The organism is Oceanobacillus sp. FSL K6-3682, assembly GCF_037976165.1.
In the GTDB taxonomy this organism is placed as follows: domain Bacteria; phylum Bacillota; class Bacilli; order Bacillales; family Amphibacillaceae; genus Oceanobacillus; species Oceanobacillus sojae.
Genome location: NZ_CP150263.1, coordinates 446,082 through 470,329, shown reverse-complemented (window position 1 = coordinate 470,329; position 24,248 = coordinate 446,082). Strand labels below are relative to the sequence as shown.

At 37.8% G+C, this 24,248-nt stretch carries 26 protein-coding genes, 1 pseudogene and 1 riboswitch; of the genes and pseudogenes, 5 read left to right on the top strand and 22 right to left on the bottom strand.

Features of this window, described 5'->3' with window-relative positions:
- Nucleotides 1-9 precede the first annotated feature (9 nt).
- From MHH51_RS02530 to ribD, 7 genes are all read right to left on the bottom strand, one after another.
- The gene (locus MHH51_RS02530; protein WP_339284317.1) at nucleotides 10-987 is read right to left on the bottom strand and encodes a ring-cleaving dioxygenase; all 978 of its coding nucleotides are present in this window, start codon (nucleotides 985-987) and stop codon (nucleotides 10-12) included.
- A 37-nt stretch (nucleotides 988-1,024) separates the two neighbouring features.
- A complete protein-coding gene (locus MHH51_RS02525) occupies nucleotides 1,025-1,963 on the bottom strand; it encodes a ring-cleaving dioxygenase (protein WP_339284315.1) in 939 nt (312 codons plus the stop codon).
- Nucleotides 1,964-2,023: 60 nt separating this feature from the next.
- Entirely contained in the window at nucleotides 2,024-2,461 is a 438-nt protein-coding gene (locus MHH51_RS02520; protein ID WP_147208991.1) for a MarR family transcriptional regulator, read from the bottom strand.
- 180 nt (nucleotides 2,462-2,641) lie between these two features.
- A complete protein-coding gene (gene ribE, locus MHH51_RS02515; RefSeq protein ID WP_339284313.1) occupies nucleotides 2,642-3,109 on the bottom strand; it encodes a 6,7-dimethyl-8-ribityllumazine synthase in 468 nt (155 codons plus the stop codon).
- A 2-nt stretch (nucleotides 3,110-3,111) separates the two neighbouring features.
- The gene (ribA, locus tag MHH51_RS02510; RefSeq protein ID WP_339284312.1) at nucleotides 3,112-4,311 is read right to left on the bottom strand and encodes a GTP cyclohydrolase II; all 1,200 of its coding nucleotides are present in this window, start codon (nucleotides 4,309-4,311) and stop codon (nucleotides 3,112-3,114) included.
- A gap of 10 nt (nucleotides 4,312-4,321) precedes the next feature.
- Nucleotides 4,322-4,936 carry a riboflavin synthase gene (locus MHH51_RS02505; protein ID WP_339284310.1) on the bottom strand — a complete coding sequence of 205 codons (615 nt, stop codon included), beginning with the start codon at nucleotides 4,934-4,936 and terminating at the stop codon, nucleotides 4,322-4,324.
- The gene (gene ribD, locus MHH51_RS02500; RefSeq protein ID WP_339284308.1) at nucleotides 4,881-6,008 is read right to left on the bottom strand and encodes a bifunctional diaminohydroxyphosphoribosylaminopyrimidine deaminase/5-amino-6-(5-phosphoribosylamino)uracil reductase RibD; all 1,128 of its coding nucleotides are present in this window, start codon (nucleotides 6,006-6,008) and stop codon (nucleotides 4,881-4,883) included. Before ribD ends, MHH51_RS02505 begins: the two co-directional genes overlap by 56 nt.
- Nucleotides 6,009-6,149: 141 nt before the next feature.
- Nucleotides 6,150-6,287: riboswitch (FMN riboswitch) on the bottom strand.
- Between the two features lie 651 nt (nucleotides 6,288-6,938).
- Here ribD and MHH51_RS02495 point away from each other — a divergent pair.
- Nucleotides 6,939-8,473 (top strand): annotated as a pseudogene (locus MHH51_RS02495) (BCCT family transporter).
- Nucleotides 8,474-8,539: 66 nt separating this feature from the next.
- Here MHH51_RS02495 and MHH51_RS02490 read toward each other — a convergent pair.
- Together MHH51_RS02490 and aroA are read right to left on the bottom strand one after the other, a co-directional pair.
- Nucleotides 8,540-9,079 (bottom strand): helicase, encoded by a 540-nt coding sequence (locus tag MHH51_RS02490; protein ID WP_339284306.1) that lies wholly within the window; start codon nucleotides 9,077-9,079, stop codon nucleotides 8,540-8,542.
- A 44-nt stretch (nucleotides 9,080-9,123) separates the two neighbouring features.
- Nucleotides 9,124-10,479: a 3-phosphoshikimate 1-carboxyvinyltransferase gene (gene aroA / locus MHH51_RS02485; protein WP_339284305.1), complete on the bottom strand. Its 1,356-nt coding sequence runs from the start codon at nucleotides 10,477-10,479 to the stop codon at nucleotides 9,124-9,126.
- Between the two features lie 106 nt (nucleotides 10,480-10,585).
- On the opposite strand from aroA, the gene MHH51_RS02480 reads away from it, so the two are divergent.
- Nucleotides 10,586-11,461: a LysR family transcriptional regulator gene (locus MHH51_RS02480; RefSeq protein WP_246145037.1), complete on the top strand. Its 876-nt coding sequence runs from the start codon at nucleotides 10,586-10,588 to the stop codon at nucleotides 11,459-11,461.
- A gap of 86 nt (nucleotides 11,462-11,547) precedes the next feature.
- On the opposite strand, the gene MHH51_RS02475 is transcribed toward MHH51_RS02480, so the two are convergent.
- The gene (locus tag MHH51_RS02475; RefSeq protein WP_339284303.1) at nucleotides 11,548-11,979 is read right to left on the bottom strand and encodes an NUDIX domain-containing protein; all 432 of its coding nucleotides are present in this window, start codon (nucleotides 11,977-11,979) and stop codon (nucleotides 11,548-11,550) included.
- Between the two features lie 60 nt (nucleotides 11,980-12,039).
- The gene (locus MHH51_RS02470) at nucleotides 12,040-12,876 is read right to left on the bottom strand and encodes a DUF4037 domain-containing protein (protein WP_156985896.1); all 837 of its coding nucleotides are present in this window, start codon (nucleotides 12,874-12,876) and stop codon (nucleotides 12,040-12,042) included.
- Between the two features lie 152 nt (nucleotides 12,877-13,028).
- Here MHH51_RS02470 and MHH51_RS02465 point away from each other — a divergent pair, with 152 nt between their 5' ends.
- Nucleotides 13,029-13,655: a histidine phosphatase family protein gene (locus MHH51_RS02465; protein WP_339284301.1), complete on the top strand. Its 627-nt coding sequence runs from the start codon at nucleotides 13,029-13,031 to the stop codon at nucleotides 13,653-13,655.
- Between the two features lie 91 nt (nucleotides 13,656-13,746).
- Here MHH51_RS02465 and MHH51_RS02460 read toward each other — a convergent pair whose 3' ends face one another.
- The 7 genes from MHH51_RS02460 to MHH51_RS02430 form a co-directional block, all read right to left on the bottom strand.
- Nucleotides 13,747-14,292: a GNAT family N-acetyltransferase gene (locus MHH51_RS02460; RefSeq protein ID WP_339284299.1), complete on the bottom strand. Its 546-nt coding sequence runs from the start codon at nucleotides 14,290-14,292 to the stop codon at nucleotides 13,747-13,749.
- A 59-nt stretch (nucleotides 14,293-14,351) separates the two neighbouring features.
- On the bottom strand, nucleotides 14,352-15,257 hold the full coding sequence (locus MHH51_RS02455; protein WP_339284298.1) for a phosphotransferase: 906 nt from the start codon (nucleotides 15,255-15,257) through the stop codon (nucleotides 14,352-14,354).
- 118 nt (nucleotides 15,258-15,375) lie between these two features.
- Complete coding sequence (locus MHH51_RS02450; protein WP_339284297.1) at nucleotides 15,376-16,092, bottom strand: hypothetical protein; 717 nt, start codon at nucleotides 16,090-16,092, stop codon at nucleotides 15,376-15,378.
- A gap of 21 nt (nucleotides 16,093-16,113) precedes the next feature.
- Nucleotides 16,114-17,166 carry a crosslink repair DNA glycosylase YcaQ family protein gene (locus tag MHH51_RS02445; protein ID WP_339284296.1) on the bottom strand — a complete coding sequence of 351 codons (1,053 nt, stop codon included), beginning with the start codon at nucleotides 17,164-17,166 and terminating at the stop codon, nucleotides 16,114-16,116.
- A 34-nt stretch (nucleotides 17,167-17,200) separates the two neighbouring features.
- The gene (locus tag MHH51_RS02440; protein WP_339284295.1) at nucleotides 17,201-17,689 is read right to left on the bottom strand and encodes a DinB family protein; all 489 of its coding nucleotides are present in this window, start codon (nucleotides 17,687-17,689) and stop codon (nucleotides 17,201-17,203) included.
- An 88-nt stretch (nucleotides 17,690-17,777) separates the two neighbouring features.
- Nucleotides 17,778-18,722: a YafY family protein gene (locus MHH51_RS02435; RefSeq protein WP_339284293.1), complete on the bottom strand. Its 945-nt coding sequence runs from the start codon at nucleotides 18,720-18,722 to the stop codon at nucleotides 17,778-17,780.
- A 51-nt stretch (nucleotides 18,723-18,773) separates the two neighbouring features.
- Nucleotides 18,774-19,424, bottom strand: a complete 651-nt coding sequence (locus tag MHH51_RS02430) for an HAD family hydrolase (protein WP_339284292.1) — start codon at nucleotides 19,422-19,424, stop codon at nucleotides 18,774-18,776.
- 155 nt (nucleotides 19,425-19,579) lie between these two features.
- Here MHH51_RS02430 and MHH51_RS02425 point away from each other — a divergent pair, with 155 nt between their 5' ends.
- Nucleotides 19,580-20,134: a nucleotidyltransferase family protein gene (locus MHH51_RS02425; RefSeq protein ID WP_339284291.1), complete on the top strand. Its 555-nt coding sequence runs from the start codon at nucleotides 19,580-19,582 to the stop codon at nucleotides 20,132-20,134.
- Nucleotides 20,135-20,267: 133 nt separating this feature from the next.
- A complete protein-coding gene (locus MHH51_RS02420; RefSeq protein WP_339284290.1) occupies nucleotides 20,268-21,773 on the top strand; it encodes an alkaline phosphatase in 1,506 nt (501 codons plus the stop codon).
- A 136-nt stretch (nucleotides 21,774-21,909) separates the two neighbouring features.
- Here the strand turns inward: MHH51_RS02420 and MHH51_RS02415 are convergent, their stop codons facing one another.
- The 4 genes from MHH51_RS02415 to MHH51_RS02400 form a co-directional block, all read right to left on the bottom strand.
- Nucleotides 21,910-22,251 (bottom strand): VOC family protein, encoded by a 342-nt coding sequence (locus MHH51_RS02415; protein WP_147208959.1) that lies wholly within the window; start codon nucleotides 22,249-22,251, stop codon nucleotides 21,910-21,912.
- Nucleotides 22,252-22,329: 78 nt separating this feature from the next.
- Nucleotides 22,330-22,788 carry a DUF3995 domain-containing protein gene (locus MHH51_RS02410; protein ID WP_339284288.1) on the bottom strand — a complete coding sequence of 153 codons (459 nt, stop codon included), beginning with the start codon at nucleotides 22,786-22,788 and terminating at the stop codon, nucleotides 22,330-22,332.
- A gap of 22 nt (nucleotides 22,789-22,810) precedes the next feature.
- Nucleotides 22,811-23,401, bottom strand: coding sequence for an NUDIX domain-containing protein (locus MHH51_RS02405; protein WP_339286236.1), 591 nt, complete (start codon nucleotides 23,399-23,401; stop codon nucleotides 22,811-22,813).
- 271 nt (nucleotides 23,402-23,672) lie between these two features.
- A complete protein-coding gene (locus MHH51_RS02400; protein WP_339284286.1) occupies nucleotides 23,673-24,242 on the bottom strand; it encodes a DUF4256 domain-containing protein in 570 nt (189 codons plus the stop codon).
- Nucleotides 24,243-24,248: the final 6 nt, after the last annotated feature.

Genomic DNA, 24,248 nt, shown 5'->3' with positions numbered 1-24,248 from the left:
TAAGCTGCTTTATTCTTTAACAAATTCTTTTGTACTTCTCACGGTATCAATTGGCCGTACTGCTTTTTCAATTTGTTCACGTTTGGCTTCCAGAAATGGAGGAAGAGACAACTTTTCTCCAAGTGTTTCATAAGGTTCGTCTCCCATAAATCCGGGACCGTCTGTTGCAAATTCAAATAAAATTTGTGGAGCTACTCTTGCGTATAAAGACTCGAAGAAATGACGATTCACATAGCCGGATGTATTGAACCCAAAATCATTCATCCGGTTAATCCACTCATCCAATACAGAACGATCTTCTACACGAAAAGCAGTGTGATGCACTGTTCCATACCCTTGGCGGGCTTGAGGAAGGATATTATTATACTCTGTAATCACAGAGGCCCCGTTTCCTCCTTCTCCAACTTCAAACAGATGGAAGGAACCTTCTTTCGCCTTTTCTTTAAACATTAATACTTTTTCCATCATTTCTTTAAAGTAATCAAAATTTGCAATTCGAACGAAGACAGGACCCAGCCCGGTAATTGCATATTCCAATGGAACCGGGCCTTTTTGCCAAGGTGTTCCTGCTTCTACACCTTCATCTAATTCATCTGAAATCAATTGATATTGCTGATCATCAAAATCAACAAAGGAAAGTGTTTTCTTGCCAAATTGCTCTTGGATTCCTTTATGCTTAACTTCCAAACGGTCAAAGCGTTTCACCCAATAATCTAATGCGGCATCACTTGGTACGCGGAAGGAAGTTTTAGAAATTTCATTTGTACCATGTACTCCTTTTGGGATACCCGGAAAATCAAAGAAAGTCATATCTGTACCGGCGCTGCCTTTATCATCTGCAAAGAATAGATGGTACGTTTGAATATCGTCTTGATTTACTGTTTTTTTCACTAAACGCATGCCTAAAACATAAGTGAAAAATTCATAGTTCTTTTCTGCACTGCTTGTAATTGCTGTTACGTGGTGGATTCCTTTTAAATGATTCATATTATTTTGCCTCCTGGAAATCGTTTTTATATTTTCTTTATTCTATTGGAGTTAATTTTGCTTTAATTTCTGTCCGGCGCTCTTCTAAAAATGGCGGTAAATCTAGTTTTTCTCCTAAATGCTCCACATCCCCATCAACGGTAAATCCTGGTCCGTCTGTTGCAATTTCGAATAAAATACCATTGGATTCACGGAAATATAAACTTTTAAAATAGAAGCGGTCGACGATACCAGACGAATGGAAACCACGTTCTTTTACTTGTTCGTCCCAAAATCTTAGCTCTTCCTCATTTTTCACACGAATAGCTAAGTGATGGATACTGCCACGCCCCGGTCTTTCGGATGGACCTTCTAAATACTTCACAACGATTTCTCCAAAAACCTGCCCCGGGACTGATTGGAAAATCGCTTCCCGCTCGTTCCGACTCACTTCTGTATAGTCAAGCATATCTGTTAATGTAGACGCCAGCTTATCCAGTCTCCTTACTGTTATTTCCACTGAACCCATCCCTTGAACCTGGTGTTTAGCTGGAACATCTGACTTTTCCCATGTTTCCCAGTGATCTATTTTTTCTCCATCAGCCACGAGCAATACCATTTGCAGTCCTTCTGGATCTTCAAATTTCATCGCAGTGCGATTGGCATAGGTTGTTATTCCGCTATGCAGCACATTGTTCTTATCAAATCGCTCTTCCCAATAATGCAGACTCTCTTCTGATGGAACCAATAATCCAATTCGGGTAATTGCATTTGTGCCTCTATGCGTATGGCCAACCATCGGAATCTCGAAAAAGGTTAACTCTGTACCGGGACTTCCTGTTTTATCACCGTAAAATAGATGGTACATGGAAGGATCGTCCTGATTCACCGTCATTTTCACACGACGTAAACCAAGTACCTCACGATAAAATCTATTATTTTCATTTGCATTTTTTGTAACCATCGAAATATGATGATGTCCTGGAATAGTATACATAAACCATTCCTCCTTTATCAGTTTACTAGTCAAGTTATGATTAAAAAAATAATAGAGCTATTATTTTTTTAATTTGCTTTCTGTATTCTTCTGCAGCTTCGACATAAGCATATATAATGTTCTTTGTTCTTCTTCAGTTAAACAATCATCGACAACAGAAGTTTGAAAAGCCAGCTGATGTTCAAAAACTTCCTCTATCTTAGCTTCTCCTTTTGACGTCAGGCTGATCCATTTTGTTTTCCAATCCTGCTTACGCTGGATATATCCTTCCTGTTCCAGTCTGCTAAGCATACGTGAAATGCCGCCCTCTGACACTGTTACCCGGGCAGCAAGCTCACTTTGTGTGAGAGGCTGATAAGACCAGATCTGGTTTAATACATCAAATTGGGCAACTGTAATATCAAATTGCTTTAGAAAATCATTGGACAGCAGATTGCTTTGATGCATAAAACGGGCAATACGAAGCCAAATTAATGAACCAAGTGTATTTTTTTTCATCTGTCTCATCTCCCTTTATCAATATCATTTTACATCTCAAGTGATAAAAATGCAACCCTTTTTATCTTTAATTAAATATATTTTTTTCCCGGAGTACATATTTATTAATTTCATATCTATAAAAAAGAAGGCTGTCTTTTTACAGATAACCTTCTTTCCATGATATTTATTCGTCTACATTTAAGAATAAATCAATTTATTTAAAGACATCATTTCTAATAACCCAAGAGCTGCCTCTCCACCTTTATTACCTGCTTTTGTACCTGCTCTCTCCAATGCCTGTTCAATTGTTTCTGTTGTCAGCACACCAAAAATAATTGGAATTTCTGCATTCAGACCAATTTGCGCAATACCCTTAGCTGCTTCATTACTGACCAGCTCATAATGTGTGGTTGCCCCGCGAATAACCGCTCCAAGTGTAATAATACCATCATACTTTTTTGTTTTTTCTACCTGCTTTGTGATATATGGAAGCTCAAAAGCGCCCGGGACCCAATAAACATCAATATCCTCTTCTTTTACTCCATGTCTTTTTAAAATATCCTTGGCTCCTTCCAGTAATTTAGAAGTGATCAGCTCATTAAATCGTGAAACGGTTATTGCTACTTTTAACTGTTCTCCTTGAAACATTCCTTCATATACAGTCATAATCATTCTCCTTCTATAGATAATAAATGATGAAACTTATCTTTCTTTACTTTTAAATAATGTTTATTTTCATGATAAATGGTTGTTTCTATCGAAATTCGTTCAGCTACCTCAATACCATATTGCTGTAAATCCTTTACTTTATCTGGATTATTCGTCAGTAATCGGACTTTCGATATTCCTTCCTTTTTCAGCAACCATGCAGCGATATCATAGCGGCGTTCATCAGGTAAAAAACCAAGAGAAACATTAGCTTCATAGGTGTCTGCACCTTGTTCCTGCAGTTCATACGTTTTTAATTTATTGAGCAGTCCTATCCCTCTTCCTTCCTGTCTCAAATACAGAATGGCGCCTCGACCTTCAGCTGCAATCATTTGCATTGCTTTCTCCAGCTGCTCACCGCAATCACAGCGATGGGAACCAAAAATATCTCCAGTCAGGCATTCCGAATGTACTCGAACTAAGACAGGCTCTTCAGTATCTTTCATTTGCCCCATGGATAATACAAGTTGGTCTTTTCCTTCTTTATCCTTATAAAGGGACAAATCGAAGTCTCCGTACTTCGTGGGCAGCTTCACTTTTGCATTTACCTTGATACTGGAATAAACCAAATAATCAGCAAGCTCTTCTATAGTAACCAAAGGCATATTCCATTCTGCCGCAATCTGTTTTAAATCCTGGAACCGGGCCATCGTTCCATCTTCCTTTAAAATTTCGCAAATATAGGCTGTTTCAGTATCTCCTGCCAGCTTTGCTAAATCTACTGCTGCCTCTGTATGACCTCTTCTCTCCAACACCCCTCCGTTCTTCGCTATTAACGGGAAAATATGCCCCGGCCTATTGAAATCAGCTGCTTGACTATGAATATTTGCCAGCTCTTGAATTGTCTTTGCCCGTTCAAATGCGGAAATCCCTGTGGTTGTCTCTTTATGGTCGACACTGATGGTGAAAGCTGTTTGATATTCGTCTGTGTTTTCTTTGGTCATTTCCCACAAGTTTAGATTTTTAGCAATCTGTTCGGAGACAGGAGCGCAAATCAAACCCCGGGCATGTTTTGTCATAAAATTTATTGTTTCTGCCGCAGCTTTACTGGAAAGACCGACTAAATCACCTTCTGCCTCCCGGTTCTCGTCATCAGCAACAATAATCAATCGTCCTTGCTTCAAAGCTGTAACAGCGGCTTCTATATTTTGTACAGTCATATTTTCCCCTCTATTCTCCTGTGTATTTGCTTAAAATCTGAGTCTTTTCCGTGCCCATTATAGCTTTAATATATTTTCCGAGTATATCGGTTTCTATATTTACAAATTCACCTTGTTTTAATTGACCCAGATTTGTATGATTCATGGAATAAGGAATGAGTGACACACTAAATGATCCTGCCGTAACAGCTGATACGGTCAAGCTTGTTCCATTAATCGCCACAGATCCTTGGGCTACAATCTCTCCTTGTACTTGTGGCGGATAATAGAATGTGAGAATAATGGAATTCTCTTTTTTCACCTTTTTAATTAACCGCGTCGTTGTATCTACATGACCTGATACAATATGCCCTTCCAAGCGTCCTCTTGCAGACATTGCCCGTTCCAGATTCACCACCGCATTCACCCGCAAATCAGAGAATATCGATTTTTGAAATGTTTCCGGCATAATGTCCACTGTAAAATCTGAATCAGTTACTTCTATAGCAGTTAAACAGACACCGTTGATTGCCATACTGTCGCCAATGTTATAATCCTGCAAGAGCTCTCTGGAGGCAGAGCATGTTAACTCAATATGCTGACTCACTTTTTTGATTCGTTTGACTGTTCCCGTTTTCTGAATCAATCCTGTAAACATCCTTCTTTCCCCTCCCGCTGACTATTCGTATATCCTCACCAACTGCTTCCGCGCTTTGTAATGTTAAAGGTACTGCAGATAAAACATTTCTATCACTGGAAAAGGCAGATACTCCATTACCGCCAATCAGCTTGGGAGAGATATACGTAATTACCTCTTCAAACAAATTTTCTGCCAGGAAAGCATCATGAATTCTGCTTCCCCCTTCTACATAAACGGATTGAATCCCCTCCTTCTGTAAATACTCCATTACTTTTGAGATTGTCCAATGCATGTCCGGTATCAATCGTACATGCTCAGGTACATCCTCTATAGCACTTGATGTTGTAAACACCCATACAGGAACAGTTTCTCTATAAATCTGATATTTCGCAAAATCCATTGTTTTCCCTCTCCGATCCAGGATAATCCGAATAGGTGGAAAATCAGTAATTACATTCGGCAGCAGTTTTGGATTATCCGCTAAAATTGTCCCGCTTCCTACCATAATAGCCTGAAAATATTGCCTTTCCTCATGTACTCTTTTATATGTTTCTTCTCCAGTAAGATACGTCCGCTGCTTCGAATGGACAGAAATTTTCCCATCCAGACTGACGGCCTGCTTTAATACGATATAAGGGTGCTGTCTCCTATGAAAATAGTTATAATGCTTATTCAATGCCTCTGCCTTCTCCTGCAACACACCGGAAATCACTTGTACTCCCTGTGATTCTAGATAGGCTTTTCCTTTACCAGCTACAACGGGATTAGGGTCAAGCTGTGCAATCACAACTTTGAAAATGCCGCTTTTTATAATCATTTGGGTACAGGGAGGCTGTTTTCCTGTATGATTACACGGCTCCAGCGTCACATACATTGTTGCACCAATTAAATCTTCGGGAGCTTCACATTGGTCGATAGCCATTTTTTCTGCATGCTTTTCGCCATATCTCTGATGAAACCCAGTAGCTAAAACAGTGTCATCTTTCACAATTACTGTACCGACTAAAGGATTGGTATGTGTGTTTCCCTGCCCCAGTTTTGCGAGCTCTATTGCCCGCTCCATATACAGTGTGTCCATGTGCTTCCTCCTTTCTTAAAACACCAAAAAGCCCCGTGAATGATCTCCACGGGGCGTACTTAAATAAACCATGTCTATACACTGAAACAGATTTTCATGTACCTTAAAAGAATACACTTCACCCATTCATGTGCTGACGTAAGTTTTCTTCTCCCATCCAGACTTTAACTGTCGGCTCCAGAATCTCACTGGATCCACCGCGATACGCGGGTCACGGACTTCAAATCTCAAGGATTTGTCACCGCCGGTCGGGAATTACACCCTGCCCCGAAGAAACGATATTAAATTTTTATATTACTCTTTCTTACCTTACATAATCTAACTTAGCATTCTATAAGTGTTTACAGCCTCTCAACTGAAGTGTCAGTATCCTGTTATATCTTCATAAACCCTGCCAAAAAAATCTAGTTACATATGCTAATATGTTAAAACTGATAATATCAGTTTAAAAAATAAAATGCAAGCTATCATTTTTATAATGCTTTAATAATTAGTCGTATTTGGTCACTATATTACCCGCTAACTTTTTTTGGAAAAGAGAGATTATTTTAAATTAAGTACGTATGATTGACAACGTATTAAAATTGTTTTAGGGTATAGAACGGTGGAATTATACTTCAACTGCTGGAGTATGATTCCACTATTTTGTTTTTTACTGCATTTCCGTTTTGTATTTGCATGATAATAAAACAACAAACATTCCGAGGAGCTTTTCATATTTCCCCCCTCGGAATGTTTGTTGTTTGCAAGCACCCTATTGTAACAATTTATTCGCTTATCCCTGGCCAAGTTTTTTCAGTCAGGATACTTACAGGCGTTTCAATGTGGTTAAAAGATATTATCCATTAGATAAAAAACGGGGTTCAGAGAAAGACTAAAAGGAAATCAAACAACTATGATTAAACTTAACAAGATGGAGGAAAAGAAATAATGAAAGGTTCAAATAGAAAAAAGACTTCGCTAGATCTGCCAACATTTATTATAAGTGGCGGCGCACTCGTACTATTTGTCATAGCCGCATTTATTAATGCTGACTTTGTCGCTGATATGGTTGATACCTTATTTGGCTGGTCTGCTACTTATTTTGGTGTAGTTTACCAAATGACTGTATTAGTCACATTTTTTATTGCGTTAGGGTTAGCTTTTTCTAAATACGGAAAAATCCGTTTAGGTAATATGGAAAAACCAGAAATGAGTACATTTAAATGGATTTGTATTATTATGTGTACTTTATTAGCAGGAGGAGGAATATTTTGGGCTGCTGCAGAACCATTATCCCATTTTATATCCGTACCTCCCCGCTTCTCAGGGATTGAGAATGGCACACTGGAAGCAGTTGTACCTGCTCTGGCATCCAGTTTTGTAGACTGGGGTTTTCTGTCATGGGCAATTTTAGGTACATTAGGCACTATCGTATTAATGTATGCCCACTATCATAAAGGCATGCCGTTGAAGCCAAGATCTTTACTATATCCAATTTCCGGCGAAAAAATCATGAAAAAAGTGTATTAGGAACACTTGTTGATTCTTTTTCTATTCTTGCTGTTGCTGCTGGAACGATTGGACCGATTGGGTTCTTGGGTTTACAGACAGGTTATGGATTAAATGCATTAACTGGTTTACCAAATACCTTAGTTATTCAAATTATCATTATTATCGTTATCGTTATTGGTGCAGCAATCTCCGCTGTAACAGGAATCCATCGGGGAATTCAGCTGTTAACCAGCTTTAATGTTCTCTTGGCACTTGGATTAATCATTGGAATCTTATTACTCGGACAAGGTTTCTTTATCTTTAACAATTATTTTGAAGCTTTTGGTCTTTACGTAAATGATTTTATTTCTTCCAGTACCTTCCGCGGTGATGAAGAATGGCTTGGCTTATGGACTGTATTTTTCTTTGCTTGGTTTATTGGCTATGGCCCGATTATGGCGCTATTTACAGCACGAATTTCACGCGGAAGAACCATTCGTGAGCTAATTATTGCAGTTGCTGTTATCGCGCCTATTATTACAACTTTTTGGTTTACTGTCGTTGGCGGAACAGGAATCTTTTATGAACTAAATGATTCTGGCTCGATATCAACTGCCCTAAATGAAGCAGGTCCTCCTGCTGCGATGATAGCCATTACAGAGCAATTGCCATTTCCTATGATTTTCGGAGCCTTGTTCTTGCTGGCTACCGTTATTTTCGTATTAACTACGGCAGACTCTATGGCCCTGTCTATTTCAATGGCTATTACCGGAGAAGGGAATCCTCCAAGCTGGTTAAGAGCTTTTTATGCATTGGTCATGGGTCTTGTTGCTATTGTATTAGTTACCATCGGTGAAGGAAGCGTGGACGCCCTGCAATCCTTTATTGTGGTGACCGCTGTACCTGTTGTATTCCTGCTGATTACGACATTCTGGACAGCACCAAAAGCAGCTAAAGATTTATATAATAATCATAAAAAAGAAACGTTATAAACCAAATTGCAAACAGCCTTTCTCTGTATTTTGGGGAAAGGCTGTTTTTATCGTATAGGTATCCTATTATTTTTCAGCAATACAAAATATAAAATGATCATTCGGATTCCAAACATGTTCTTCATCCGCAATATACCCGCGCAGCCATAAATTCCCTTGGATTCGGCGAAGATAAAAGCCTTTTGGAACATCCAGATCCTCACTTAGAATTTCTGATGCTATTGTTATTGAACCATTAGGAGCCTGATTTTTCAGCTGGTGTGCATCATATCCTTCTCCTTGATTAAAATACGCCAGTCTTATATAGGGAGCCAACTCAAGCGGGCAGAGCTGTAATTTAAGATTAGCAGCTTTGCTAAAAAGTTGGGATGTCGTAGCTCCATCAACAAAATCAAGATCCTTTACAGCGAGCTCTACAATTTTAGCTTGATAGCATTCCTTGGACACTTCAAAATAATCGCTGGCTATCAGCTTCTCAGCAAGCACATTTAACAATATCTTATTTTCTTTCATTTTTTGAATTAATTCCGGTTTAGTATAACCACCTGCTTTGATTATTGTTATATTGGCATTGCTCCCAGTATAATGATTTTCACATTTAGTCACAGCAGCCCCTCTTTACTATCGTTATTTTATAATAATTGATTCTATTATATAGCTTCTTGCCTTTTTACCCCCAACCCCAACTCCTCCAAAAATGAAAAATATTCCGGAAATGTTTTAGATACACAACCTGGGTCATTTAATTGAATCCCTTCAACCTTTGACCCGATCAGCGCCAACGCCATCGCAACCCGATGATCATCATAGGTGTTTAGACTAGCTGGTTTCGGAGATCCCGGATAGACTATTAACCCCTCCTCAAATTCCTCTGTCCGAATTTCCAATTCCTTTAAAGCTTCACAAATAACACTTATTCTGTCAGATTCATGATGACGGATATGGGCGACGTCCTTAATAGTAATCGGACTATCAGCGAATGGTGCAATTGCTGCTAAAGTTAATGCCTGATCAGATATCTCCTTCATGGATATTTCAAAACCGCCTTTTAATTGAGGAGCGCCTTCCACTTCAATAAAGGAAGCACCTTTTATAACCTTACATCCCATCTTTTCAAAAACATCCAGCATCTGAATATCTGGCTGTTTTGTCTTCTCTGTTAAGCCATTTATCCGTATTCTCCCATTTGTTACCGCAGCCAGTGCCAAAAAGTAGCAGGCTGCAGAAGCATCTGACTCCAGCAGAATATCTTTCGCTTTGTAGGGAGAAGGATTTATAACAATTTGCTGGAGTGCATTGTCATACTGCACATCTGCACCAAACTCTTTCATTAAATCAAGGGTTAAAAAGACGTAAGCATGTTGGACAATTCCATCCTTGATAGTTACTCTTGTTGTTTCATTGAAATATGGTGCTGCAATTAACACCCCACTGATAAATTGACTGGATATCGAGCCTGAAAGACTTACTTCTCCGCCTTTTACATATTTCCCTTTGATACGTAACGGATAATAATCCTTTTTTGCCAAATAGTCGATTTCAGCACCGAGCTGTCTCAGGGCATGGATAAGCGGCGCAATTGGTCTTTTGCTCATACTTTCACTTGCCTCCAGATTCCACTCGCCTTCCCGGGAGGCCGCCAATACTCCCGGCAGAAATCTTGCAATTGTTCCTGCTGCACCAATATATAAATCATTTGACCTCAGATGACCGCCGCTTCCCTTGATGTACACTATATCATCCTGCAGCTCAATCTCCGCTCCTAATTGTTTTAAAGCCTCGATACACCAGTACGAATCATCACTTTTTAAAATACCGCTCACTTTGGAATTTCCATCTGCCAAAGCACTCATTATAAGTGCTCTGTTCGTCAGACTTTTGCTTCCTGGAATGGTGATAGCAGCCTCTATTCCTTGCTTGGCAGGTGAAATTGTGATCTTATTTATCCCATTTAAAGACGACCAGGGGCTTCTGGCTTTGATATCAAATTTATAATCTTCTCTCATCTTTATCCCCCTCTTCAGTTGATGCTGTTTGTTATTCATTATAATCAAGGTTATGATATAAATGAAATTAATATTTCCAACAGTAGCTATAGGTGGTATCTATATCATGAATACAGACTTGTACCGTGTATTTTATATAACAGCAATCGAAAAGAATTTTAGTAAAGCAGCAAAACGGCTTTTTATTACACAGCCGAGTGTCAGTCATTCTATAAAGCAATTAGAGAATGAGCTCGGAATCCAGCTTTTCACCAGAACGTCCAAGGGAGTTTTGCTTACAAAGGAGGGTGAGGTACTATTTGATTATCTCAAACAAGCGTTTGATTTAATTGATAATGCAGAACAGAAAATAATGGAAATGAAAAACTTACAGAGGGGCTCTGTTACAATCGGAGGAAGTGATTCAACCTGCAAACACTATTTGCTGCCCTATGTCCAAAGCTTCCAGAAGTTGTATCCTGAAATCGAAATTAAGTTACAGCATGGCTCTACACCACAGATTTTAGATAAATTGGAAGCTGGGTTAATTGATATTGGGATCATTCACTTGCCAGCTAATCAAAGCAATGCTTCCATAACGGATTTTTTAAGTATTAACAGCACATTTGTTGTCGGGAAAAGGTTTCAGCACCTGACAGGAGAACAACTTTCTTTGTCGGACATACAAGCATATCCGATTATTTCTTTTTCAGAAGCAAGCAGCTCCAGAAAGTTCCTTAATCAGCTTTTTCTAAAGCAAAATCTGGAGATCAAACCGGATATTGAAATTGGCAGCGTGGAATTATTAATCGAATGCGCCAAAATTGGCATGGGTATTGCATTTGTGACAAAAGAGCTTGTGTTAAAGGAACTGGCTGAACAACAATTATTTGAAGTGGACATAGATGAAATTATTGAAAAGAGAAAGATTGGATTGGCAACAAAAAAAGATACTTCTTTATCATTGGCAGCTGACAAGTTTTTAAGCCATTTGTTAGCATGACTTGGCTGCATACTATAAACTTAAGGAGCCAAGCTTTTCTTTATCATACATAGCTTGACTCCTTTTTATTTTCTATTATCCCCTTTTTAAAATTCCACATAGATTGGATGCTTGCTTTCATCCAGGCAAAGCTCAATCCTTTCTCTAAAGTTTCCATTCTTCACCATTTCCAAAGCCTGCTCAACGGGAAAGAATCCAACGTCTAAGCTTTCTGATGAGGTTGTAAATTCTCCTCCAATTGGTTTAGCTAAGAATAATGTATTACAAATGGATCGATCCACATTTTGAAATATTCCACAGAACTTTAAAACTTCTACATTAATTCCTGATTCTTCCTTTGTTTCTCTAATAGCAGCTTCTTTCAGGGATTCGCCTTCTTCTACTTGGCCGCCGGGCATTTCCCATCCTCTCCTGGGTCCTTTAATTAACAAAAGCTCATTATTGTCATTAAGTACAATCGTTGCTGCAGATACAATATGCTTTGGCGGTGTAAAGGTTTCTGATTTATTTTGCCCCATCAAGCTTCCTCCTCATCCAATATTCATTACAGAGTATCATCTCTACACAGTCAATTTCTATTATTTTCCATGCTCGGGTCGCAAAAATAGTGATTTGCCAATGACCGATGATAGAACCATTTCCGGATACTCACGTTGTATAAGCTGGTAAACCTCAAGAACGATACCTTCTAATTCACGTAAGGAAGTTTGAGGACCACCCAGAAAAACAGATTCTAGCCGACTGGATATATTTTTAGGAGCTATAGCCATTGATTCCAATGTCTGCTTCTGCCATTTAAAAGCAGGATGATGCACATATTGCTTATTTAACCCGGACAGCATTCCCATGATATTTGTTTGTACATCTGTTATTACCTTATACAGCATCAGCCAATCTTCACGATTTAGTAAAGCTTCCCGATTCGTCCAGTCATTCCCTAAATACATATATTCTTTTATCATTGCGATACTTAATTCATCCGGATACTGTTCTATCTTTTCCTTCAGCTGTTTAATAAGTGTTTCGCCGCTTAAGGGCACGCCATCATATACAGCCGCTGCAAGACATTGCTTATATACATCCGGACTAAAAGATACAACAACGTCATCTATGATGCCTTCTATGCTGGCTGTTAGAAAATTACTTATTTCTAATTTTATTCCCTCAGCAATATAGCTTTCTGACCATTCCTCTTCTTCGTAAGGGTAAAAATCAATGACTTCCCCTTCCAGCTTGGTAATAGGAAATTTTCTATCCTCATCTGTCGGAGGTTCATTCCAAAAAATAAACAGCTCAATATCTGAATAACAATCATGCCAGTTTCTTGACACGGAGCCACCTAATATAACCGCTTCTATTTTGGGGTTTAATTGATAAACTTTTGCAGCTTTGGCTGCCAATATATTCAAATCCATGCTGTCACCTCCATACATCACTTAAAAATATATTCACGCTCCATTTATTATTATCTTCTATCATTCTTCCACAAATATAATGATAATTCCTTCTAATGGGAATAAAGTTTATAATAAAATAGATTCTATTCACTAATTGGGAGGAAAAATGCATGAGCAATATTACCTTAATACAGCATTGTCAATCGGAGCATCATGTAAATAACATGTCAGGCGGATGGACAAATACCCCTTTAACAGATCTAGGAAGAAAACAAGCAAAATCGATAGGCGACAAATTACAAAAAGCAGCAGCTAATGATGCAGAATATGTTCTTTATTCATCGGATTTACTAAGAGCAGCACAAACAGCAGAAATCATTAGCAAGAAGCTCAATCTTGAAGTCATTCAAGATAAAGAGCTCCGGGAAATAAATACTGGCGTTGCGGCTGGAAAAACAAAGGATTGGGCAAATGCTCACAGACAGCCACGAAAAAGCAACGGTATTGATTTGGATTATCGAGCATTTCAACATGGAGAAACAAAGAGAGAATTTTATGCCCGTGTTTGTCACTGTATGAATAATATCTATGATCGAGAAAAAAAGAAAAATATCTTTATCGTCACGCATGGTGGTACACTGGGATATATCACAGCCTGGTGGATGAAATTTACCCCCGAAATGATTATAAATGCCTACTTCTCTTCATCAGCTGGCGGTATTACTGTTCTTGGTCAAAATCATTATCATCAAAGAGTTATACATAAGTTTAATGACACCTCTCATTTTCCTGATTAGATAAATAAAAATTTCAATATAAATACAAGATGATTGTTTGTCCAATGCAATCATTTTGTATTTATATCATTTAAATCCCGTTTACTATTTATTAATCTATGAATCTCCCCATCAGCACTGTATTATAGTAATTCCCATCCGATAATCTTTTATCTTTCTTCAATACACCTTCTGTTTCAAAACCATACTTTTCATATAACTTTATCGCTTTATCATTCGTTTCAAGGACACTCAAATTTATTTTCTTTAGCCCATTGAGTTCGGCCCAATGAATCGATTCTTTTAAAAGATTTTGTCCAATAGCATACCCCCAATATTCCTTTAGTACACAGACTCCGAACTCTACCTGATGAGAGGTTCTTTTTAATGTATTACCTTCGCATCTTGAGAATCCTGTTACTTCTCCATCTACTTCAGCTACTAAAAATAATTTATTGGGACTCTCAGCAGCATTTTTAATGATATGTTTAAATCCCTCTTCATCTATGTAGGCCTCACCTTTCTCTCTATCCATATTTTCTGTTTCTCCATCAATTTGTAATCTGATAGCAGATAACCTTTTTGCATCTTTTTCTTCAGCAGTTCTTATTAGATAATGTACGTTTCGGACATGATATTTTTTCTGATCCATTCCCACAACAACTCTCTCCGTTCATTCTTTTTGTTATTATCTGCTAAAACGTTTTATTTTCCTTCTCAATCTTCATCCTTAATAAAAAAGCGCTCAATCAAACTTGTTAGCCTCTCATTCCTATCAAGCACCTGTTTTATTATAAGACTATTTTGCTGATTATTTTTCCCTTGAAAGCACAGAAAGGCAAGCATACCTCTAATATTCCATAAATAGAGATTTTCAATGACTGATGTCCAATTTATCTTATTATGATTTTCCACATACCCTTTTTCCAGCTGCACTAGATTTTTTAAAATAGATTCACTGGTCTGGTTTAAATCTATAGTAGAAGCAATTACTGCAGCTACATCAAAATGATAGTTCCCTCTTCTCGCCTCACCAAAGTCAATAATATATACATCGTCTTCATTAAATAATAAATTCCATTTTCCCAAGTCCGCATGAATGTAACAATTATCTTTATGCTGATAGTTTAATATTTGATGAACAAGCTGTGTAACCCCATGTAACTTAATCAATCTATAAAGGTGTGGCTGCTCCATTACTTTGCCCCATAATTGTTCCAGTGAAAATCTGTCCTCTTGTTCTTCTATTTCATTTACAGTATTCATCTTATGATGGAAAAGAGCAATAGCTTTACCTAAATTCTGAAAATGAATATTTTTATTTAATACGCTTTTATTATTTATATATTGCTGGAGATTATAAATTCCTCCATTTTTTTCTACAAAAGACTTGTTTTTCTTTGTCAACAGGACTTTAGGGGAAACATGAGCATCCGATAAGATGTTAGATATAAAGTATTCTGTTCTTGCTTGCTGATTACTTTTTAATTTTCTTAATATGTATTTACCTTCTGTGCTTATTACTATATTTGCTTCAGAAGTATTTCCCTTATCTAAAGCTTCTATTTGTATAATTTCTTGTATTGGGTACTCATTAATAATTTCTATAAAATGCTTTCTCATCCACCTTCCCCCACTTTCTTTTACACTTTCGATAAATCATTAGATTATTTTTTAGAAAGGTGCAATTATTAATTTTATATTCTATTAACTTATGATTTTATTTGCCTATCCTTCATCATCAAAAATAATACGGATTTTCAATTTCACTATCTCCCCATCTTTTCACAGCCATACGGTACATACCTTTCGCATGAATATGGTCATGCCAAATAAATCTTCTTAATACCTTCCGCAGCGACCACTGTTCTCCATAATTGCCATGGAGCGTTTTATTTTGCAAAAAGTCATCAGCTTCTTCTATCGCTTTTAATGCTTGCATTCTGTTTTGGTAGATTAGATCTATATTATCTATCTTCACACCAATTTCTCCTACATAATAATTCGTAACACCATTTGTATGCTCATACATCTCTTCAGGAGTAATCGGCACAGCACCATAAAAAGATTTTCTTTTCGGTAAAGAAGTATATGTCTTAACTGGAATAGAGTCGTAAAGAAGCTGAAAATCATGTGCAGATTTTAATACCAGCTTTTTTATCAGCTCATATTCCTCCACCAATAATGGATCCTGTTCCGATAAAAAGATGATGTCGGAATCTGCTTCGTGTATTTCGAGATTGCTTTCTTTTGATTGAACAACGACAGATTCAACAACATCTATTTCAGCATAATCTATCCCAGTCCACCTGCAATACCTTTTAATCTCAGCAGGAAACTTAGAGAGCGCTTCTTCACGCTCTCTGCCCCTTGTATATGCTCCCGGAAAACTTTCAGCGTACATTAAATATCCTTTATCATTATATTCCACCACAATGTTATTTCTTATCAGCCCCACTCTATCATCCTCCCCTTCTCATCAGAGATTCTCTCCATTGAAACGCAAAATATGGGTTGTCTTCACTGAGTATCCAGATTTGACGGCAGAAATGATTTCTTCTTTCCTCGTTTCTATTTCTTCTTCTCCAAGACACAGTGCAATATCTTCAATATCGTGCGGACCAATTCTCCAATGTCCAAGCACCGCTCCTTTAAATTCGCCATCTATTAAGAGATACTGAAGAACTTCTTTCCCTTTAAATTTCTCTTTCAATTCAACAATTTCTGCTCTGACCAGAAAATCTGAGTTATCCAGCATAAACACAGATGGAGTAATTTCTTCATTGGTTAAATATAAATCTTTTTTCTGCATAAACCCTTCGCCAAGTCCATCCACTTTTATTTTTACAATTGCTTCTCTTTCCATTAATGCATTTAAAGCACTTTGTATTGTTGTATGCTTTAACTGCGACCAGCTTTTAATTTGATCTAAAGTAGCAAATACAGCAGCATCCAAAAAATGCAGCAGCATTTCTGCTACAGCAGAAACCGGATCCTCTGCCCATTTGATTTCCGACCATTCAGTTTTAAAGTCAAACCAGCCTGTATTCCAATCCGTATCAATCTGTGATTCATATACTAAAAAAGCTTCCTGGAGTCTTTTTAAAGCAGCAGTGATTTCTTTTGCTTTAAAAGGCAGCTCCTCTTTTAACTGCTCTTTGGATATACCGCCTGACGATTGAATCATGGATAAAACCTCTTCATGAAGCTCTGTTATTTTTTGAACAGGCTTTCGAAAAATAGTGCTGTATAGCCCCAGATCTTCTTCCAGAACATATCCGATGCGTCCGCCCTGAAAACGCCCTTTTACCAGCTGATGTTTTTTTCGTAATTCTTCTGCCAGGAGTGCATCATTAAAAACTGTCCTATGCACCAGCTTTGAGGCCTCACCTGGACGACTGTTAAAAACTGGAGCTACCGGCTGTAATCTCTGAAATAACTGTTTATAGGATTTTATATCATGGATATCCTCAAGCTGCGCCATTAATCCCTGTCTATGCAAACGCTCACAAATTATTTTTTCTTTATTCAAATATGATTCACCTCCTAGTTCTCTTTCTTCTCTGTTAAACATAAAGATCAAACATATTTATATCGTAACCAAGCTGCTTTAAATAATTAAAGAACTGTGCCCGGTGATGGAACAGATGAGAAACCTCCTCTACAAGCCAATGTGCCTGTGTTTCACCCTCTTCTAAATAAAACGGCTTTGTCTTTTTAGTTAAAAAATCCTCATCCGATAAAGACAGCATATACGTTTTAAACAATTGAAAGCCTTGGTTCATTGCTTCAATCAATTCCTCAGCAGATTCCAGCTTCTCATACTTTGACTCCAGATCCCGAATCGTCCTCTCATCCTTCTCCAGCCAAAGGTTCAAGTCTACTTCCGGTATAGAAACAGTATGTCTGGCAAGCTCCCCGAGATTACGCATATTTTCTGCCGGGCGGTAGCTCCAACCCTTGTTCTCCACCTTCTTCAATAACCCTTCCATGGACCTGATACCAAGCTCCAGCTCAGCTAATAACTCGTTTCTTAACACAGATACAGCATGCATTACATTCACCCTTTCATTCTTTTTTCTACCTTAACGTACCATGGAATCATGACAGATGATGTCATCATTAATAAAGATATTTTAAAATTTATTTGTACTTCTCCAGCAGGGTTTCCAGCTTTCTTTTCATAGAGGTTATCGCTTCTTTTGGTCCCAACACATGTGCTTCACTGCCAAAATTCCAGACCAAATCAACAAAATATGTTAACTCTGACTCAGGTATACTCATTTTTATCCAGCCTGTCCCATCCTCACGTCTTTGAACATGCCTCTCCAAATCTAACTCTGACATTGCACGCCGTACTCCTTCTCTTGTCAAATCTACCAAAAAAGTAACCGGATTAGAAACTTCGGATTCTGACAGCTCAATCCATTCCATAATAGATTGATAAGGCAATTTACGCCTCTTTTTATCTGTATGTACTGCTTTTTTTATTCGATCCGCACGAAACAAACGAATTTCCTCGCGCAGAAAACAATAAGCCGGACAATACCAGAAACCATTATGACTATACAAACCGATTGGCTGAATCATTCTCTCTTTTATTCCCTTTTGACTGTCGTATTGGATAGTCACGATGGATTGGTCTACCGCTGCATTTAATATTATATCCAGCTCATTTGCTGTCTGAACACGGCTGGGATTCCAAAAAACAATCCGGTCTTTCATTGTATTAATACGCAGCTTAGCGTCTCCAGGCAGATAGTTATATAGTTTCTTTAAAACATAGCCCACTTCCGTTTCAAATGGGAGAGCTCCTAGAAATTGCAGGGAATGAAAAGCAAAATAAAGCGCAATCGCCTCAGACTCTTTTAATAAAACCGGAGGCAACATCCGCTCATTCAATACATAGTAACCGCCGTCCGCACCGACTTCTGAATAAAGCGGAACCCCCAGCTCACTTAATTCATCCAAGTCTCTAAGAATTGTACGATAGGAGACATTAAATTCTTCTGCCAGTTCTCGTGCTGTAAATTTGCGTTTTGCGTTCACTGTTATCATTATTTCGATTAAACGTTTTGTTTTGGACATAGTGCTGCCTCCATTTGCCTGAAAGATAGAGATTGATTAAGAGAAAGTTTTCTACATCAGAATCATATTTACTTGATTAAGACTATCTGCAATATATGCAGGCTTTTCATCGTTCAGCTCTTCCACTGAACCATATCCGTATGTCACCCCGATGGAATCTATTCCAGTTTTATTGGCTCCAATCAAATCATGTTTTCTGTCACCAATCATGATAAATTCTTCCAACTTATATTTGGGATAGTTATCTATAATATATTGGATAATTTCTGCTTTTGCCGATCTTGTCCCATCCAAATTGCTCCCTGTTATCATTTCAAAGTAATTGCTGATTTGGAAATACTCCAGTATTTGCTCTGCAAAAACAGTCGGCTTTGACGTTGCGACTGCTAAAATAAATCCTTGCCCCTGCAGTGATTGTAATAACCAAGGTGTATCAGGATATAACGTATTTTCATACATCCCTTTTTCTTTAAATCTTTCTCTGTAAAACTGGATAGCTTTTTGCGTTTCTTGTTCATTAAAATGGTAATATTCAGTAAATGATACTTGTAAAGGAGGACCAATAAAGCATTCCAGCTTATCCAAATCAGGTTCTACACTTCCCATTTTATCTAATGCATATTGAACCGATTTTGTTATACCTTCTTTTGGATCAGAGAGTGTCCCGTCTAAATCGAATAAAATTACTTTATATTTACTCATAGGTGCTTCCTTTCTATTTCATAAGTTAACTTTCTATACTTCTCTATTCTATCATTTATTTGATGTTAAAATTCCCTCCAAAACCGTTTATGCAGAATTTCATTCAACCAGATTTTGCTATACAATAAAACTAGATAGAGGGAGATGATACATATATGACAGCACACGAAGAAAGATTAATAAATTTTCTCAAAGAAGATAGCTACATTTTATCAGTTTTACAAACAGTGGAGAAATTGGAGCTAAACGATTGCTGGGTTGCTGCCGGATTAATCAGAAATAAAGTTTGGGATACTTTACAAAACTGCCATACAAAAATAAACGATATTGATGTCATTTATTTTGATCAAACAGACCTTTCTAAAGATACAGAGAAAAAACTAGAATCAAAATTAGAAAAGTGGATGCCTGAACAACCATGGTCTGTAAAAAATCAGGCGAGAATGCATTTAAAAAATAATAATCTCCCTTACACATCTTCTTTCGATGGTGTTTCTCACTTTCCTGAAACAACTACTGCTGTTGCTGCACAGCTGTGTCAACAGGAGATAAAAATAATGGCTCCCTATGGTTTGGAGGATTTATTTAATGGGATTGTCAAACCGACACCGTATTATTTAAAAGACACTGAGCTCCATACTATTTATACTGAGAGAATACAACATAAAAAATGGGATACAATTTGGACAAATTTAGTCATTAAATATTAGTTTTATCCTTCTCTCATATATTAAAATGCAACTTAGTAAAAACAGAAAATTACAAACTATTTACATTCTATTCATCCTCAATTAATGATTCTCACCTACAATGAGATTAGGTTAAATTTAGGAGGATGATGGAATGATAAAAAAGCTCGGAGTGGCTGCGTTAAGTGCGGGACTTATTTTTTCAGGAATTAGTGTTACAGCGGCAAGTGCAGATGGAAATAATCAGATGAATAACAGCAGTAACAATGGGGACAAAACGAAAAATATCATTTATATGATTCCAGACGGTTTTAATGCGGATTACGCAACGAATTATCGGCATTTTAAGGGAGAAGACGCAGTGTGGGATAATCATTTGAAGGGCATGTATTCTACATATTCCGCTGATTCCAATATTACAGACTCCGCGGCGGCAGGTACAGCAATGTCAACAGGAGTAAAAACGAATAATGGCACCATTGGATTGGATTCAGATGGTAATCCAAAGCAGACTATTTTAGAAGCCTCACAAGATAAGGACATGTCAACAGGACTTGTTGCTACTTCCACTATCACACATGCAACTCCAGCTGCTTTTGGTGCACATGTAGAAGACCGCAACAACGAAACAGAAATTGCCCGACAATTAATAGACAACGAGATTGATGTTCTACTTGGCGGCGGTAAAAATAACTTTATTCCAGAATCAGAAGGCGGAAATCAGACAGAAGTCAATGTCCTCCAGCAAGCAGAAGAGCAAGGGTACCAGCTCGTAGAAAATCGCAATCAATTGTTGGAAGCTGATATTGATTTAGACAGCGAAAATTTATTAGGCTTATTCGCAGATGATGCTTTGGCACCAGAAATGCACCGTAACACAGAGGAAGAACCAAGTCTTGCAGAAATGACACAAACTGCTATTGATACACTAAAAAATGATGAAGACGGCTTTTTCCTTATGGTAGAAGGAAGCCAAATTGACTGGGCAGGTCACGATAATGATGCGGCATGGGCGATGACAGATGTTGGTGCCTTTGAAGCAGCGGTCCAGGAAGCAATTAATTTTGCTAAAGAAGATGGTAATACACTCGTTGTTGGTGGAGACCATGAAACAGGCGGTATGACTGCAGGTGCCAATGGTTCAGGAACTGCAAACCCGGAGCTGCTTCATAGTGTAACAGCAACTGGTGAGAACATCGCTGCAGAGTTGAATGATGACCGTTCCAACACAAGCGAAGTAGTAAGTGAATATACAGATATGGAATTCTCAGAAGAAGAAATTCAATCCATTCAGGAAGCTGAAGACCCAAAATCGGCAATCAATGCAGTAATCAGCGCGAAGGCCAATGTCGGATGGACAAGCACGAACCACACAGGAGTCGATATCCCAGTCTACGCATATGGTCCAGGATCTGACCAATTTTCAGGTTCTCTTGATAATACAGATTTACCAAAAATCATCGCTGAAGCTGCAGGAATTGAACTGGGCGGAGAAATCAGCCAAAATCAGCCGGACGATATGAAGTATACGATAAAGTCTGGGGATACATTGTTTGAAATTGGCCTGAAATACAATTATTTATGGACTACGCTGCAGGAAATCAATCAATTTCCAAATCCGCATTTGATTTATCCCGGGGACGAAGTATATTTCAAGTAAGGATTCAGTATAAGAATTGCTACAATTCTTATACTCTTAAAAAAATCCCTGTGAATAGCTGAGTGTGTTATAAAACTCGCATTCACCGGGATTTTTGGATAGTTTAAATCTATGAGGATAAAATTCAATTTTTATTCTAATCAGACAAAACCTCCACAGTAAATCCACCAGGTGCTTTTACATAGAATGTATATCCATGAGATTCAATAGGGGGATCTACTTCATAGCCATCCTCCTTCAACTGTTTATTTATTTGATCCACCTTCTCTCTGTTTACTTGAGGAAAACCAATATGAAAGGTCTTCGGGTATTGAACATCTTTTCCTTTCATAAGCGTCAAAACAAATTGATTATCGTCAAACATAGCTGCAAACCCTTTTCCGCGACTGTTCACACATTTCATATCGAAATATTTCTCCAGAAACTCCCGTGAAGCTTCCACATCATTTACCGTTAAATTTAAATGATTTAGTTGCATAGAATCACCTCTTTATATAATATAGTTTTCGTTTTTCTAATAACTTTATCAAAGTATACCTGATGCAAAATTAAAAACCTAAATAGAACGTTGTTTTTTGACTGAGAAAAAATAACAAATGCCACCAGCCATCCAAAATGGCTCCCAGAATACTAATCTCCAAAAGATTGCGTGAGCTTCTAAATCCATATCTAAAATAGCAAAGGCACTCATCGAAATAGTAATAAAATTTAAGAAACCATATACAAATAAGAATACTCCTGCAATTTTTGAAATGTAGTAAAGCACTTTGGAGACTGCGGCGTTTCTCCATGGAACAAGTAGAAGCAATAATAACACTGCTCCTAATAATTTTGCAAAGCCCGTCAGCCATACAATCAGAATAAAGGAAGGCTCAGGATTAAGTGACATTTCATAAATTACTCCCCCCAGAGACCTGACACCAAACAATCCGCCCATTGCCCAATAAAAGCTCATACCTGCAAAAGTAATCGACCAAACAACACCTAAGGTAAGCCACCATTTGTGAACTCGCAAATAAATGCTCCTCCCTATATAGTTATTCTTTCTTTAAATTTTGAAAGAACGTATTCATATAGCCAAGCTTCTGCTTTAATATTTTTGATAAGAATAATAGCTGCGGAAAAGGCTCCAAAACTAAATCTTTGTTAAATCCTTCTGTTAATATTGCCTTCCCTTTTTGCTGTACCAGTTCATTTAACGTAACTTTGTGATTACAAATAAATTCAATCTCTTTTGGAGACAGCATTAAAATCCCTTTTGACTCAGAAGACGGTTTGGGCTTATTCTCCGCAAAAGACATATACATAACAGTAAATCCTGCTTTTTGATTTCCTTTAATCAGAAATGGATTGATTTCCTCTTCTGGCTGGATCGTACTTCCCTTTTCATCCCAATTCTTTAAAAGGTATGTGATCGGAGAATCTATTGGATTGATTTTTATTGCCGCTTCCTCTATCACTTCTCTTTCAGCTGTCTCCAAAGGCCTTTCTCCTGCTTCTCTATGTCCTCCTAACCGCACTATACCGAGGTTATTTCCTTTTTTCGTCGGGCCGACCTGAAAAACAAACAGATCATTATATAAAACGTAAGCTCCTGCTGTTCTTACATTTTCCATAATAGTGTCCATCATACCATCACCTGTTCCCGTCTGAATTTTCAAACTTACTATCTCAACTTTCGCACCTAGGAAAGCAAAACGGCCCGCCGCAGCGGTCACCTTACACTTTACTTTCTAATCTTTGTCAACAAATATATGGAAGAAACGTTCAACATCTGTTCCTATGGAAAGAAAGTTATTTTTTAAAGTGCGAAAGTTGAGTTACTATCAAATAAAAAAGAACCAAGAATTTATAATCTCTATACATTCCTGATTCTCCATATTCTTCTCCTGCTTACAACTACACTCTTAACATGCCCCGGAATCCTCTGGAACCATAATAAGAATCCGCACCGTTATGATATAAGAAAACACGTCCAAATCGAAAATCGCAAAAGACTGCTCCGCCGAGTTTTCGAATATCATCAGGTGTCTTGACCCAGGTCGATGTTTTTGTATCAAATGTTCCTAGCTTTTGAAGCTCCCGATATTGCTCTTCTGTTAACATCTCAATACCTATTTCTGCCGCCATATCTATCGCATTATTTTCTGGCTTATGCTTTTTTCTCGATTCCAGTGCCGCACGGTCGTAACAGATACTTCTTCGTCCTTTAGGGCTTTCTTTGGAGCAGTCAACAAAGATATATTCATCCTGTTCCTTATCATAGCCGACTACATCAGGCTCCCCTTCCGTTTTCTCCATTTTATATAGAGAAGCTAATTTTTCTGGATTGCCTTCCAGCTTTGTTTGGATTTGCTTCCAGTCAAGACCTTCATGACGATTCATATTTTTCTCAAAGCGTGTCTTTAATTTGTTCAGTAGTTCTTCCTGTTCCTCTTGAAAAAGTACTTTTTTATTTTCTTTTGTCATATCTAT

What these genes read in the sequence shown, in the direction of transcription:
- MHH51_RS02475 (WP_339284303.1), bottom strand. Translation starts at nt 11,979, where the DNA reads ATGGGGCAAAATAAATCAGAAACCTTTACACCGCCAAAGCATATTGTA.
- MHH51_RS02435 (WP_339284293.1), bottom strand. Translation starts at nt 18,722, where the DNA reads ATGTCCAAAACAAAACGTTTAATCGAAATAATGATAACAGTGAACGCA.
- MHH51_RS02415 (WP_147208959.1), bottom strand. Translation starts at nt 22,251, where the DNA reads ATGCAACTAAATCATTTAAATTTAACGGTAAATGATGTGGAAGCTTCA.
- ribE (WP_339284313.1), bottom strand. Translation starts at nt 3,109, where the DNA reads ATGACTGTATATGAAGGAATGTTTCAAGGAGAACAGTTAAAAGTAGCA.
- ribA (WP_339284312.1), bottom strand. Translation starts at nt 4,311, where the DNA reads ATGACTGTACAAAATATAGAAGCCGCTGTTACAGCTTTGAAGCAAGGA.
- MHH51_RS02480 (WP_246145037.1), top strand. Translation starts at nt 10,586, where the DNA reads ATGAATACAGACTTGTACCGTGTATTTTATATAACAGCAATCGAAAAG.
- MHH51_RS02530 (WP_339284317.1), bottom strand. Translation starts at nt 987, where the DNA reads ATGAATCATTTAAAAGGAATCCACCACGTAACAGCAATTACAAGCAGT.
- MHH51_RS02400 (WP_339284286.1), bottom strand. Translation starts at nt 24,242, where the DNA reads ATGACAAAAGAAAATAAAAAAGTACTTTTTCAAGAGGAACAGGAAGAA.
- MHH51_RS02420 (WP_339284290.1), top strand. Translation starts at nt 20,268, where the DNA reads ATGATAAAAAAGCTCGGAGTGGCTGCGTTAAGTGCGGGACTTATTTTT.
- MHH51_RS02440 (WP_339284295.1), bottom strand. Translation starts at nt 17,689, where the DNA reads ATGCATGCTGTATCTGTGTTAAGAAACGAGTTATTAGCTGAGCTGGAG.
- MHH51_RS02425 (WP_339284291.1), top strand. Translation starts at nt 19,580, where the DNA reads ATGACAGCACACGAAGAAAGATTAATAAATTTTCTCAAAGAAGATAGC.
- MHH51_RS02455 (WP_339284298.1), bottom strand. Translation starts at nt 15,257, where the DNA reads ATGAGAAAGCATTTTATAGAAATTATTAATGAGTACCCAATACAAGAA.
- MHH51_RS02430 (WP_339284292.1), bottom strand. Translation starts at nt 19,424, where the DNA reads ATGAGTAAATATAAAGTAATTTTATTCGATTTAGACGGGACACTCTCT.
- MHH51_RS02465 (WP_339284301.1), top strand. Translation starts at nt 13,029, where the DNA reads ATGAGCAATATTACCTTAATACAGCATTGTCAATCGGAGCATCATGTA.
- MHH51_RS02470 (WP_156985896.1), bottom strand. Translation starts at nt 12,876, where the DNA reads ATGGATTTGAATATATTGGCAGCCAAAGCTGCAAAAGTTTATCAATTA.
- MHH51_RS02405 (WP_339286236.1), bottom strand. Translation starts at nt 23,401, where the DNA reads ATGGACACTATTATGGAAAATGTAAGAACAGCAGGAGCTTACGTTTTA.
- MHH51_RS02525 (WP_339284315.1), bottom strand. Translation starts at nt 1,963, where the DNA reads ATGTATACTATTCCAGGACATCATCATATTTCGATGGTTACAAAAAAT.
- MHH51_RS02520 (WP_147208991.1), bottom strand. Translation starts at nt 2,461, where the DNA reads ATGAAAAAAAATACACTTGGTTCATTAATTTGGCTTCGTATTGCCCGT.
- aroA (WP_339284305.1), bottom strand. Translation starts at nt 10,479, where the DNA reads ATGAGAGAAGATTATAAATTTGATATCAAAGCCAGAAGCCCCTGGTCG.
- ribD (WP_339284308.1), bottom strand. Translation starts at nt 6,008, where the DNA reads ATGGACACACTGTATATGGAGCGGGCAATAGAGCTCGCAAAACTGGGG.